Below are 12,316 nucleotides of genomic sequence, written 5' to 3'. Positions count from 1 at the left end.
GAGAACTTGGTCAAAGCCGCGCCAGATGGTTTTGGCGCCGGGCTCGCCGTCGCTCTTTCGGCCAATTCTCGCTGTGAGCCGCAATAAAATGGGCGCTTTGACACTTTCGTACCGACTTCAAAACTGCGGTACGTCTGTGTGCATCACTGACAGTTTTTATTTTTGCCATCAACCCTGGGCGGCGCGGCGGATCGCGCTGCGGGCCGCCCATTCGTCAGTTCAATCGGGGTGCCCTCACAAGAGGCCAATGCAATGTGCAAGGTGTTGTGCAACGGCGTTACAACTCGCCGATGCCCTTCAATCGTTCCGCGAGGAACTCGCGCAGCACGCGCACTTTGGTCGAAAAGCGCCGGTTCGGCAGATAGGCCATGTAAATCTGCTTGCCCGTGAGCGCGTTATCGAGGCGGTAGTCGGGCAATACAACTTCGAGCGTGCCGCTCACCAGCAGGTCGCGTATCAGCCAGATTTCGAACTCGGCAATGCCGAGCCCCGCACACGTCGCTTCCAGCAGCAGTTCCGAATGATCCGATTGCAGGTTGCCGAGCGGAAGCACGGACTCCGCCCGCTTGCCGGTCGTCAGGTGCCAACGCGGGTCGCCTTCCGGGTGCAGATAGCGCAGACAATTGTGCTGTGCGAGATCGCCGGGGCTCGAAGGTCTGCCGCGCCGCGCGAGATAGGCGGGCGACGCGCACAGAATGCTGTCGTTGCGCGAGATCGGCTGCACGATCAGGTTATCGAGGTAATTCTCGCCCTCGTGAATGTCGAGGTCGAAGCCGCCCGACACCATGTCGTTGTGATTGTCGGTGAGGCGCAAATCGAGCTGAATGCCGGGATAGCGCTCCAGAAACGGCGCGACGAGCGGCGCCAGGTAGCGCCTTCCGAATGCGACGGGTGCGGTCAGTTTGAGCGGTCCGCTCGGCGCGGCGTCGAGTTCAGCCACCACGCGCAACGTGTCGTCGAGGTCCGCGATCATCGAAACGGCCCGCGCGTGATACAGGCTGCCCGCCTCGGTGAGCGCGACGTGATGGGTCGAGCGGTGCAGCAGCGGCACGCCCAGCATCTCCTCCAGCGCCGTTATCTTGCGCGCAATCGTTGAGGTCGCAACCTTCAGTTCGCGCGCCGCGGCCGAAAGGCTGCCTAGCTCGACAATGCGCAGCAGCGCGCGCATCGCACCCAGGTGATCAATGCCGTTATCCGTCACCTTTTTTCGGGTCATTTGGTGTTGCGTCCAGTGCAAAATGGTTTTCGAAATTACTCTGGAACACAGTTTTTTGCAATAATTAAACTCGCAGCAACGCCTCAACCTGACAACGCAATGACTCTCCCTTCGCATGTCCCGCTTGCCGTCGCCACCCGGAATACTCACGTCGAGCGGGTACATTGGGGTTCCGTGGCGGTGGTCGACGCAGATGGCGCGCTGCTGGCTTATGCCGGCGACCCGCATGCCTTCGTGTTTTCCCGGTCCACGCTCAAGCCGTTTCAGGCGCTCGCCTTCGTGCGCGATGGCGGACCGGACCATTTTGGTTTCACCGACGCGGAGCTTGCGCTGACCTGCGCGAGCCATGGCGGCGAACAGGTACATGTCGATGCGGTCACAAGCATGCTCGCCAGGATCGGCGTGCCGGAGTCGGACCTGCGTTGCGGCGTGCATATTCCCGACTACTACAACGAAAACAATCTGCCGCCGCGAGGGAGTGTTTTCGATCAGCGCCATCACAATTGCTCGGGTAAACACACGGGTTTTCTCGGCTATTGCTGCATGCATGGCTACCCGCGCGCGCAGTATCTCGACCGTGAGCACGCGTTGCAGCAGCAAATTTCGCGTGACGTGGCGAGCCTCGCCGGCATGCCGGAAAAGGAAATGTGGTTCGGCGTCGATGGTTGCAGCGCGCCCAATTTCGGCATGCCGCTCAATCGCCTCGCGCTCATGTGGGCACGGCTCGCAACGGGCACTTCGCCTGAGGGCGCCGGCACCGAGTCCGCATTGAAGCGCATTTATTCCGCCATGGCCGCGCATCCGATGATGGTGTCGGGCACCGGTCGCTGCGACCTCGCGCTCGCGCAGGCCTCGGATGGCGACTGGGTCGCCAAGGTCGGCGCAGATGGCGTGCACGGCATCGGCGTACGCAGCAAGGGCATCGGCGTGGCGGTGAAGATTGCCGATGGCGACTTTGGCGCCGTGTATGCAACGACGATTGCGGTGCTCAAGCAACTCGGCCTGCCGCTCGAAACGGAAGGCACGGCGCTCGCCAAATGGGCTGATCCGGCGCTGCGCAACGTGCGCGGCGCCGAAGTGGGGCAGCTCGAGTCGACGGTGGAACTGACATGGGCATGACGGACGGCGCGGCCACGCCGCTCGTTTCGCTGCGTGGTCTGAACAAGTCGTTTGGCGCGCAACAGGTGTTGTTCGACGTCGATCTCGACGTCGTGCCGGGCGAGGTCGTAGTGGTCATCGGGCCGTCGGGCTCGGGAAAATCCACGCTGTGCCGCTGCATCAACCGGCTCGAAACGATCGACTCGGGCGATATCCTCATTGGCGGCGAGCCGCTTGCGCAGGAAGGGCGAGCGCTCGCGGCAATGCGCGCGCAGATCGGCATGGTGTTTCAGCAGTTCAATCTGTTTTCGCACCGCACTGTGCTGGAAAACGTGGCGATGGGGCCGCGTAAAGTGCTGCGCCACTCGCGCACCGAGGCTGAAGCCAACGCGCGGCGTCTGCTTGCGCGCGTCGGGCTCGCGCACAAGGCCGATGCCGCGCCTGCGGAGCTTTCGGGCGGCCAGCAGCAGCGCGTCGCGCTGGCCCGTGCGCTAGCGATGAGCCCCAAACTCATGCTGTTCGACGAGCCCACTTCGGCGCTCGATCCGGAAATGGTCAGCGAAGTGCTCGCCGTGATGCTGGAACTTGCGAAGAGCGGCATGACGATGATCGTCGTCACGCACGAAATGGGGTTCGCACGCCAGGCGGCAGATCGCATCGTTTTCATGGACGGCGGACGCATTGTCGAAATCGCGGAACCCGAGGCGTTTTTTGCCGGACCTCGTTCCGGGCGCGCCCGGGATTTTCTGTCCAGCATTCTGGCTCACTAGCTTTTTTGCCTGTTTTTACGCTGTTTTCGTGCTCGCGGGCCACAGCCCGGCCGCTCATTTACATAGAGAGGAGACTACCTTGAAACTCAAACAACTTGCCGTCATGGCCTCCTGCGTCGCCGGTACGTTTTTCGCTGCGCTGGTTCCCGCACACGCAGCGGACAGCTTTCCCGCCGACTCGACGATGGCGAAAATCCAGAAGCGCGGCAAGCTCGTGGTGGGCACATCGCTGAACACGCTGATGTTCTCGGTTCGCAACCCGATGTCAGGGCAGACCGAAGGCTTCGAGGCCGATCTCGCACGCATGCTCGCGAAAAAGCTCACGGGCTCGGCCGATAACGTCGAATTCGTCAAGACGACAACGGAGAACCGCTTGCCGTTCGTCCAGAACGGCCGCGTGGACGTGGTGATCGCAACGCTCACGATCAACGATCAGCGCAGGAAAGTCATTGGTTTTGCGGGCCCGTATTACGTCGCAGGCCAGGACATCCTCACGCGCCACGCGGACACCAGCATCCGCAGCGTGACCGACCTGGCGGGTAAAACCGCTTGCGTGCTCAACGGTACGACTGTCGAGGACAACGTGAAGAAGCTTGTGCCGCAGGCGAAGTTCGTGACGTTCAACGACACCGCAGCGTGCGTGGAAGGCGTGGCCGACGGCCGCTTCGACGCCTACGTGGATGATGGCGCGACGCTCGCGGGCGAAGCGCTGCGCCAGCCGAGCAAGTTCCGCATTGTCGGCAAGCCGTTCACGCAGGAACCGTGGGGCATGGGCGTGGCGAAGGACGATCCGGCGTTCCGCAACTGGATCAACGCGCAACTCGAGCAGTCGATCAAGGACGGCACGTGGAACAAGCTCTACGCGAAGAATCTCGAAGGCACGCTGGGCAAGCCGCAAGTGCCGGCGATCGAACCTTGATGCTTTCCTGACGCGAAACACGTAATACATGGATGCCTTGCTATCGTTTGCGTGGCGCTTCGTCCAGGGGATGGGCGTCACGATCGAGCTGTCGTTACTGTCGTTCGCCATGGCGTTCGTTCTCGGCGTCGCGCTGACCGTGATGGCAGTCGGCCCGCTCGCGCCGCTGCGCTGGTTCGCGGCGACCTACGTCGAAATCATGCGGATGACGCCGCTGCTCGCTTTGCTGCTGCTGTTCGTGTTCGGCTTGCCAAAGCTCGGCTTCATGTATTCGCTCGTGACCTCCTCGGTGCTCGTGCTTGGCTTCTACACAGCCGCGTGGATTGCCGAGGTATTGCGTGCCGGCGTCAACGCCGTGCCGCCGGGGCAAATCGAAGCCGCGCGCAGCATTGGCATGACCTTTACGCAGGTGCTCGCCAATATCGTCATTCCGCAGGCCGTGCGCACGGTGATTCCGCCGCTCGGCAATCTCTTCGTGAATCAGATCAAGGCGTCGTCGATTGCTGCGGCGATCGGCGTGTTCGATATCACTTACACGGCGCAGCGCGTCAACTTCGAAACGGCGCAAGCCGTGCCGACGTTCGCGAGCGCAATGTTCGCGTACATGGTGTTGACGGTCCCGCTCGGCCTCTTGATGCGTCGGCTCGAACAAAAAATGGCGGTGACGCGATGATGCGCTCGACTACGCTCTACGAAGCGCCGGGCCCGCGTGCACGCATGCGTCAACGGGTTTTTTCCGTGCTGAGCGCGTTCGCCGTGCTGGGTCTGCTTGCCGCTACGGGCATGCGCCTGCAATCGACCGGACAGTTCGACGCCGAAAAATGGGCGATCTTCTGGCATTGGGGCACTGCGAAGTTTCTACTCGATGGGCTGCTCTCGACGATCGAAGCCGCGGCATGCTCGGCGCTCCTCGCGTTCTTGCTGGCGTTGCCGCTCGCGCTGGGCCGTCTCTCGGCGCACCGATGGATTCGCACGCTCGCGGGCGCCTATGTCGAACTGTTTCGGGCGGTGCCGCTCCTGCTGTTGATTCTCTTCATGGTGATCGAGCTGCCCGCACTCGGCTTCGATTGGCCCGCGCTCGCTTTTCTTGTCGTGGCGATGGCGCTTCACCATGGCGCGCTTACGGCGGAAGTGGTCCGTGCGGGCATTCTTTCGCTGCCGCGCGGCCAACGCGAGGCAGCGCTCGCGCTCGGCATGCGCCCCTGGCAGGCCATGCTGCACGTCGTGTTGCCGCAGGCGCTGCGCAACATGTTGCCGGCGCTGATCAGCTCGCTGCTCGCGATCGTTCAGGACACGTCGCTCGGCTACGTCATTCCCTATGACGAGTTACTGCACCGTTCGCAGGACGTGTCGAGCTACGCGCCGGAATCGCTGCTGCAGGCGGCCTTCGTCGTGACGATGATGTATGGCGTGGTGAGCGCTTTGCTGCTCTATGTGAAGCGATGGGTGGTGCGCCGCCAGAGCCGCCCGGTGCGGCGCGCTGGCCCGACACCCGCGTTGCCGGCCACGGCGGACGGAGCGGCCGGGAGCGTATCGTCGGGTGGTACGCAGAAAGCGTGAAGAGAGGCGCCTGAGGAGGCGCCTTTTTTCATATCCCATATATTTAGGATAGCTATATTAATGTTGATGCACTGAAGGAACGAAGTCTTGAGATTTCATCAATATTAGGGGGAATGGGGGCGTGATAGATTTCTCGTCAAGATATGGGTAGTGCTTATATAAAGAAAATCAAAGGAGACGAAATAGATGAAATTCGGTACAGCACTGAAACATCTCGCGTGGGTGGCAACGCTTGTGTACGCGGCAAGCGCCGCCCATGCCGGCGAAACGCTCGATCGCGTGAAAGCGCACGGCAGCATGACGGTGGTGACGAGCGCGAAGTGGCCGCCCCAGGCGTATCTGAACGACAAGCACGAATTCGAAGGATTCGATATCGACGTCGCGAAGGAGATTGGCCGCCGCCTCGGCGTGAAGGTGGCCTTCGAAACGCCGCAATTCAATCTGATGACGGGAGGCCACTGGCATGGCCGTTGGGACCTGTGTGTATTGTCGGTCACGCCGACGAAAGAGCGCGAGAAGTTGCTCGATTTCCCGGCGGTCTACTACTACAGCCCGTACGTGTTCGTCGTCAACAAAGATTCAAAGGTGACTTCGCGCACTGACCTGGCCGGCAAGGTGATTGGCGTGGAAGGCGGCACTACGTCGGAAGACTACGTCAACCATAGCCTCAATATCGCGGGGCCTGAAGTTCCCGCATTCCAGTACCTTCCGCAGCCGCCGAAACAGGTCAAGACGTATGGCAATTCGATGCTGCCGTATGAAGACCTGCGTCTTGGAGACGGAAAACGTCTCGATGCCATCGTGACGCCCGAGCAAACCGCGCTCAATGCGATCAGGAATGGCTTCCCCGTGAAGATCGTGCCGGGCGACTATGCATTCCGTGAACCGCTCGCCATCGTCGCCGACAAGGGCGACGCCGACTGGGACAAGGCGGTCGGCAACGCAGTCGGCCAGATGAAGCAGGACGGCACGCTGGCGCAGATCAGCGTCAAGTGGTTCGGCAAAGACTATACGAAATAAAGTCACCGTGGCGCACCGCATTCGTGATGACGAATGCGGTGCGCTCACGTCTGTACGAAAGCACGACTTGGGGATTTGAATGAACGCCGCCTACGTGGATACGTATTATTCGCGCACGCTCCAGAACGAAAAAGCAAGAGCGTCGCTCGACCGCGATCTCACTGCCGACGTTTGCATCGTCGGTGCGGGCATGGCGGGCATCACGGCCGCACTCGAACTGCTTCGGCGTGGCCGCCCCGTGGTGCTTGTCGAAGCGAATCGCGTTTCGTGGGGAGCGTCGGGGCGAAACGGCGGGGTGGTGAGTCCCGGCTATTCGACCGGCTTCGACAGCATTGCGCGGCATATCGGCGCTGAAAATGCGAAGAAGCTCTACCAGATGTCGATTGAAGGCGTCGATATGGTAGACGCGAACATCCGCGAACTCAAGATCAGTGAAGCAGATCGAATCCACGGCGTCTTGCGCCTCTCGCGCCACGACAGCGCCACGGAAATGATCACCCAGCGGCAGTGGCTTGCGCGCGAGTTCGGCTACGAGGTCGAGTATCTTTCGACCCCTGACGTGCGCCAACTACTCGTTACAGATAAATATCGCCAGGGCCTGCTCGACGAGCGTGCGTTCCATTTTCATCCGCTGAACTATGCGCGCGCGCTGGTGAGTGAGATCGAACGGCTGGGCGGGCGCGTGTTCGAGGACTCGGAAGTCGTAGCGATTCGCGACCAGGGTAGCCGCAAACGCGTGATGACGGCGCGCGGGAGCGTGACCGCACGCGATGTCGTGCTTTCGTCGGGCGGTTATACGGGGCGTTTGGTTCCGAAACTGGCACGCAGCTATCTGCCCATTTCGACTTACATGATGCTCACGGAGAAGGCCGGCGGTGTCATCGCTTCGGCAATCCGTACGCGCGCGTCGATTGGAGACAGTCGCCGCTCGAGCGACTACTACCGGCTCGTGGATGGGGGAGAGCGCGTGCTGTGGGGCGGCATGATCACGACACGCCGCTCAGACCCGAGCCAGCTTGCGAATCATCTGCGCGCACGCATGGTCGATACGTACCCGCAACTCGCCGATCTCGAGGTGCAGATCGCCTGGTCGGGAAAGATGGCCTACGCGCGCCATCTCATGCCCTTGATCGGACGACTTCAAACCGGCATCTGGTACTGCATGGGATTTGGCGGCCACGGCATGAACACGACGGCAATTGGTGGCCGGGTGATCGCGCAGGGCATTACCGGCGAATCCGGTCGCTACCAGTTGTTCTCGGCTTTCGGGCTGCCATGGAATGGCGGCTATGCGGGGGTCGCTGCGGCTCAGCTCACGTACTGGAGCTACCAGGTGATGGACTACATGCGCGAGCGCGCTGCTTGAGCGGCGCTGCGCCCATTCTCAGGATCAGGAGGAATCATGCTTGTCGAACCGATGCCGCGCGAACAAAAGGGCTGGCGAGGGACCGCGATTGCGGCCATCGTCGTACTGGCCGCAGCCGTTTTTGCTTTTGCCCACATCGCACCCGACTGGGCGTCCGCATTGAATCTGCCGCGCTTTTCCGGTTTCGACGCGATGACAGGGGCGTCGCGCAAATTCGTGGTGCTCGCAGGCATTATCGCGGCGCTCGTCGCGAATGGATACCTGCTCTCACGCCTGCCTTCGCGCGTGCAGATCGGTATTGTCTGGTGCGAGCTGTTGCTCCTGCTCGCGGCGTTTCTGTCGACGTTCGACTTGAGCTTCGAGTTCATTCACAGAAAATTCGGATACCTGATCACTCAGGGCGCGACGACGACGCTGTTCGTGTCCGCCGTCTCCATCGCCATTGCGTTCGTGCTTGCGCTGATGGGGGCGCTCGCCAAGCTGTCGTCGAGCGGCATCGCCATCGGCATCGCTACGTTCTATACGTCGTTGTTTCGCGGTTTGCCGCTGCTCATGCAGATCTTCATTCTGTACCTCGGGCTTCCGCAGCTCGGGTATATCGTGGATCCCATTCCAGCCGGCGTAACGGCGCTTTCGCTGTGTTACGGCGCCTACATGACCGAGATCTTCCGCGCGGGTATTCAGAGCATTCCGCGCGGCCAATGGGACGCAGCGCGCGCGCTCGGCTTGAACCCGCGCCAGATGATGCGGCTCATTATCCTGCCCCAAGCCATGCGTGTGATCATTCCGCCCACTGGCAACCAGTTCATCGCCATGCTCAAGGACAGCGCGCTGGTGTCGGTTGTCGGTGTCTGGGAACTGACGTACGTTGCCACGACGGAAGGGCAAAAGGAATTCCGCCACATGGAGATGCTGATCAGCGCGGCACTGGTTTATTGGGTGATGTCGCTCGCACTCGAACTCGTGCAGTCGCGCATCGAGAAGAAGTTTCGCAAGGCGGTGCGCTAGCGAGAGCCTTGAACGAGACGCTAAACAGAGGCGAAAATGATCGAGATTAAAAACGTATCGAAGGCATATGGTCACTTTCAGGTGCTGAACAACTGCACGGCGAAAGTGAACAAGGGCGAAGTGGTGGTTGTGTGCGGGCCGTCAGGATCGGGCAAGTCTACGCTCCTAAAGACCGTCAACGGGCTAGAGCCGTTTCAGCGGGGCGAGATTATCGTCAACGGGCAATCCGTCGGTGACAGAAAAACGAATCTCTCGAAACTGCGTGCGAAAGTGGGCATGGTGTTTCAGCACTTCGAACTGTTTCCGCACCTGTCGATTACCGAAAATCTCACGCTCGCGCAGATCAAGGTGCTCGGCCGCTCGAAGGACGAAGCGACGGTGAAGGGGCTGAAACTGCTTGACCGCGTCGGTCTGCGTGCGCATGCCGACAAATTTCCTGCGCAGCTTTCGGGCGGTCAGCAGCAGCGCGTGGCGATCGCTCGTGCGCTATCCATGGACCCGGTGGCCATGCTGTTCGATGAACCGACCTCGGCGCTCGACCCGGAGATGATCAACGAGGTGCTCGACGTGATGGTCGAACTCGCGCAGGAAGGGATGACCATGATGTGCGTGACCCACGAAATGGGTTTCGCGAGAAAGGTGGCGCATCGCGTGATCTTCATGGACAAAGGTGCGATTGTCGAAAACGATAGTAAGGATGCGTTTTTCGCGCATCCCAAGTCGGAGCGCGCCAAGGAATTTCTGGAGAAGATTCTTCACTAGCAGGCTCCCGGCATCATCAAACTCATCAAGCGCCCTGCTTAAGCGCATCGCGCCGCGCCCCCCCCAATCCTCCACGAACCTTTCATTTTCCTCGTCGACTCTGGGCGCGGCCGCTAACATCTGAATTTTTCCGGAACCCTTGGCGCCGCCCGGCGTCAACTCGCCATGACGCGAGCAAAGGGAGCGCACCGGATGTGGCACCAGAAAAGGGCGGTCGCCGACTCACTGTGCATAACGCGCACCATCCAGAGGGATTGCGTGCGACCGCGCGAAGGCATCAAGCGCGCGAAATGCTTACCATGGGTCACGCAGCCACAATTCGTGTCGAGCAGGCATGAAAGTCGCATGGCGACGCAGCACATGCGCGTAGCCTTTACGGCTCCCTTTCATGCGTAGCACGTGTGACCACGAATCGATCAGGCGTCCTTACAAAAACATCAATCAAGCTGACAGCCAGGTCGAGTCGCGGTCGCACACCCCTTCAATCGTAATCTTCGACACGAACGGGAGTCGTCATCCATGAGCCAGACAGCGAAGCGATCGATCGAAATCGACTTTTTCCGGGGTTTCGCATTGATCTCCATCGCGCTGGATCACATTCCGTCCAGCGTGCTTTCGCACGCGATGCTGCACAACTTCGCGTTCTGCGACTCCGCGGAAATTTTCGTGTTCGTAAGCGGCTATGTATGCGCGGCGAGTTGGCTCGCCATTGCCGGGCGCAAGGGCGACGACGCGGCCAACCGGCGATTCTGGCGTCGCGGGCGCGAGATCTACGGCGCTTACCTGTGCACGGCTGCGCTCATGCTGCTTTCGGGCGCCGCCGCGGTCATGCTGCGCGTGGACTCGCCACTGGTCGCCGCATCGGGTTATCCGCGCTTCGCCGCGCAACCGTTCGCGATGCTCGCCAATATCGCCATCTTTCGCGATCAGCCCTATCTGGCTGGCGTGCTGCCGATGTACATCGTGCTCGTGATGGTCTTGCCGTTCGTGATGCCGCTTGCGCGCCGTTCGCCCGATCTCGTGCTTGTCGGCAGTTTCGTGCTGTGGCTCGGCGGATGCTGGCTGGTGGGTTATCTGCCGGCCGCGCCGGGCGCCATTTGGCCCTTCAACCCGTTTGCCTGGCAGGCCATGTTCATGCTGGGCCTGTTGTGTCGCATCTATCCTGTGCCGCGCGCGTTTCAGGTCTCGTTGACAGGCCGCGCCTTGACCGCGTTCGCACTGGTGCTCGTTGCCATTTTCGCGTTCGTCCAGCTATTCGCCGATCTGGAGCCTCAGCCCGGCTACATGAAGCAGAACCTCGCGAGTGTGCGCATCGTGAATTTCGCCGCTGTGGCGTGGCTCGCCGCGCAGGCCGTGCGCAAGGGCTGGATAGCATGGCTCGCGCAACGGTTGCCCGCCGTCGTCACCGTGGGGCAGCAAGGCCTCGTATGTTTTGTGGGCGGTGCGGTGGTTTCGAATGCGATCGATACGTTGTTGCGTGCCACGCACGTCACGGCCTCGTTGCCCGCACGGCTCGCAGGCGACGTGCTCGCGGTCGGCGCGCTGCTCGTGCTAGCCGGTGGCGTGCGTCGGCTGAAAGCCGTACGGCCGCGCGTCGCGCTCACGTGAAAGCGCTGCGGCGCGCTCACGCCTTGCCGAGTTCCCGCACGTCGGCAGTTGGCGCCGAACCGAATGCGTCGCTCAACGCATAGTCGATCAGTTGTTGCGCGGCGGCTTCGGGCGTGGACAGCAAACCATTCTGCTTGAGTTGTTCGAAGCGCTCGCGCATGGGGAACTGGTCGACGCTCGTCGCGCGAATCGTCTCCTGCATGCCCGTGTCGATCACGCCCGGCGCGATGCTGCAGATGCGCACGCCCGCGGGCGCGTCGAGCGCGACGGCGCGCGCGTGATGGTCGAGAGCGGCCTTGGTCGCGCAATACACGCTCCAGCCCGGATACGCGTTGCGCGCCGCGCCGCTCGAAATGTGCACGATGCGGCGCGACGCAGTCGCGTCGAGGGCGGCCGTGGCAGCGAGCGCATTGGCGAGTACTAGCGGCGCCGCGACGTTGAGCGTGACGGCGCGCGCAATGGCGAGCGCGTCCTGCTCGCCGAGCGGCGCGATCGGCTCGACGGTGCCCGCGTTGTTGAAAAGCAGCACGCATTGCGCGCCGCGCGCGAAAGCGTCGAGTGCGTCGCCGGCCAGCCAGCGTTCGAGCGCGCTCGGGTCGGCGAGGTCCACGACAGCTTGCGTGAACCGCGCGGCATGGCGGCCGGCCAGTTCTTCGTGGGCGCCGCGGCCGAGGCCGAGCACGTCGATGTCCCGTTGCAGCAGCAATTGAGCGAGCGCGGCGCCCAATCCGCGCGTATGGCCGGTGACGATGGCGCGAATGGCGGAACGGGGGGCGGAAGTCGAAATCGTCATGGTGTCGTCATGAAAGAGGATGCGATCCCCGCACGTGCAAGGGCTGGGCGCATGAAATTCGAGGGATTTTGCCGCGCGCCGCAGGGACTCGCGGCGTGACGCGGCGCGCGATGGCAGACCCAAAACCGGGCCCGGCCAGTGATTGCCCGGTTGGGGCGGTCGCGTTTTCGGTATCATAGCGTCCGGTTCCATATGG

The 12,316-nt window shown here is 61.8% G+C and carries 12 protein-coding genes; 10 read left to right on the top strand and 2 right to left on the bottom strand.

Translation table 11 applies throughout. The features are described from left to right. Positions 1-277 precede the first annotated feature (277 nt). Complete coding sequence (locus U5768_RS22085) at positions 278-1,216, bottom strand: LysR family transcriptional regulator (protein WP_322032520.1); 939 nt, start codon at positions 1,214-1,216, stop codon at positions 278-280. Positions 1,217-1,315: 99 nt separating this feature from the next. On the opposite strand from U5768_RS22085, the gene U5768_RS22080 reads away from it, so the two are divergent. The 10 genes from U5768_RS22080 to U5768_RS22035 all read left to right on the top strand — a co-directional run bounded on the left by U5768_RS22080 (position 1,316) and on the right by U5768_RS22035 (position 11,327). Continuing rightward, positions 1,316-2,335, top strand: a complete 1,020-nt coding sequence (locus U5768_RS22080) for an asparaginase (protein ID WP_322032519.1) — start codon at positions 1,316-1,318, stop codon at positions 2,333-2,335. Next, positions 2,332-3,084, top strand: a complete 753-nt coding sequence (locus tag U5768_RS22075; RefSeq protein ID WP_322032690.1) for an amino acid ABC transporter ATP-binding protein — start codon at positions 2,332-2,334, stop codon at positions 3,082-3,084. Before U5768_RS22080 ends, U5768_RS22075 begins: the two co-directional genes overlap by 4 nt. Before the next feature lie 79 nt (positions 3,085-3,163). Continuing rightward, a complete protein-coding gene (locus U5768_RS22070) occupies positions 3,164-4,003 on the top strand; it encodes a glutamate ABC transporter substrate-binding protein (protein ID WP_322032518.1) in 840 nt (279 codons plus the stop codon). A gap of 28 nt (positions 4,004-4,031) precedes the next feature. Next, a complete protein-coding gene (locus U5768_RS22065) occupies positions 4,032-4,676 on the top strand; it encodes an amino acid ABC transporter permease (protein WP_322032517.1) in 645 nt (214 codons plus the stop codon). Further along, positions 4,673-5,563: an amino acid ABC transporter permease gene (locus tag U5768_RS22060; protein ID WP_322032516.1), complete on the top strand. Its 891-nt coding sequence runs from the start codon at positions 4,673-4,675 to the stop codon at positions 5,561-5,563. Before U5768_RS22065 ends, U5768_RS22060 begins: the two co-directional genes overlap by 4 nt. Positions 5,564-5,749: 186 nt before the next feature. Further along, entirely contained in the window at positions 5,750-6,583 is an 834-nt protein-coding gene (locus U5768_RS22055) for a transporter substrate-binding domain-containing protein (RefSeq protein WP_322032515.1), read from the top strand. Positions 6,584-6,662: 79 nt separating this feature from the next. Then, complete coding sequence (locus tag U5768_RS22050; RefSeq protein WP_322032514.1) at positions 6,663-7,949, top strand: FAD-binding oxidoreductase; 1,287 nt, start codon at positions 6,663-6,665, stop codon at positions 7,947-7,949. A gap of 36 nt (positions 7,950-7,985) precedes the next feature. After that, positions 7,986-8,957, top strand: a complete 972-nt coding sequence (locus tag U5768_RS22045) for an amino acid ABC transporter permease (RefSeq protein ID WP_322032513.1) — start codon at positions 7,986-7,988, stop codon at positions 8,955-8,957. A 36-nt stretch (positions 8,958-8,993) separates the two neighbouring features. Beyond that, positions 8,994-9,719 carry an amino acid ABC transporter ATP-binding protein gene (locus U5768_RS22040; protein WP_322032512.1) on the top strand — a complete coding sequence of 242 codons (726 nt, stop codon included), beginning with the start codon at positions 8,994-8,996 and terminating at the stop codon, positions 9,717-9,719. 519 nt (positions 9,720-10,238) lie between these two features. Next, positions 10,239-11,327 carry an OpgC domain-containing protein gene (locus tag U5768_RS22035; RefSeq protein ID WP_322032511.1) on the top strand — a complete coding sequence of 363 codons (1,089 nt, stop codon included), beginning with the start codon at positions 10,239-10,241 and terminating at the stop codon, positions 11,325-11,327. Positions 11,328-11,343: 16 nt separating this feature from the next. On the opposite strand, the gene U5768_RS22030 is transcribed toward U5768_RS22035, so the two are convergent. Continuing rightward, positions 11,344-12,120 carry an SDR family oxidoreductase gene (locus U5768_RS22030; RefSeq protein WP_322032510.1) on the bottom strand — a complete coding sequence of 259 codons (777 nt, stop codon included), beginning with the start codon at positions 12,118-12,120 and terminating at the stop codon, positions 11,344-11,346. Between the last annotated feature and the right edge of the window lie 196 nt (positions 12,121-12,316).

This window comes from Paraburkholderia sp. J76, from assembly GCF_905220295.1.
Taxonomy (GTDB): Bacteria; Pseudomonadota; Gammaproteobacteria; order Burkholderiales; family Burkholderiaceae; genus Paraburkholderia.
The sequence above is the reverse complement of the archived record's forward strand: the minus strand, read 5'-3'. Positions and strand labels throughout refer to the sequence as shown.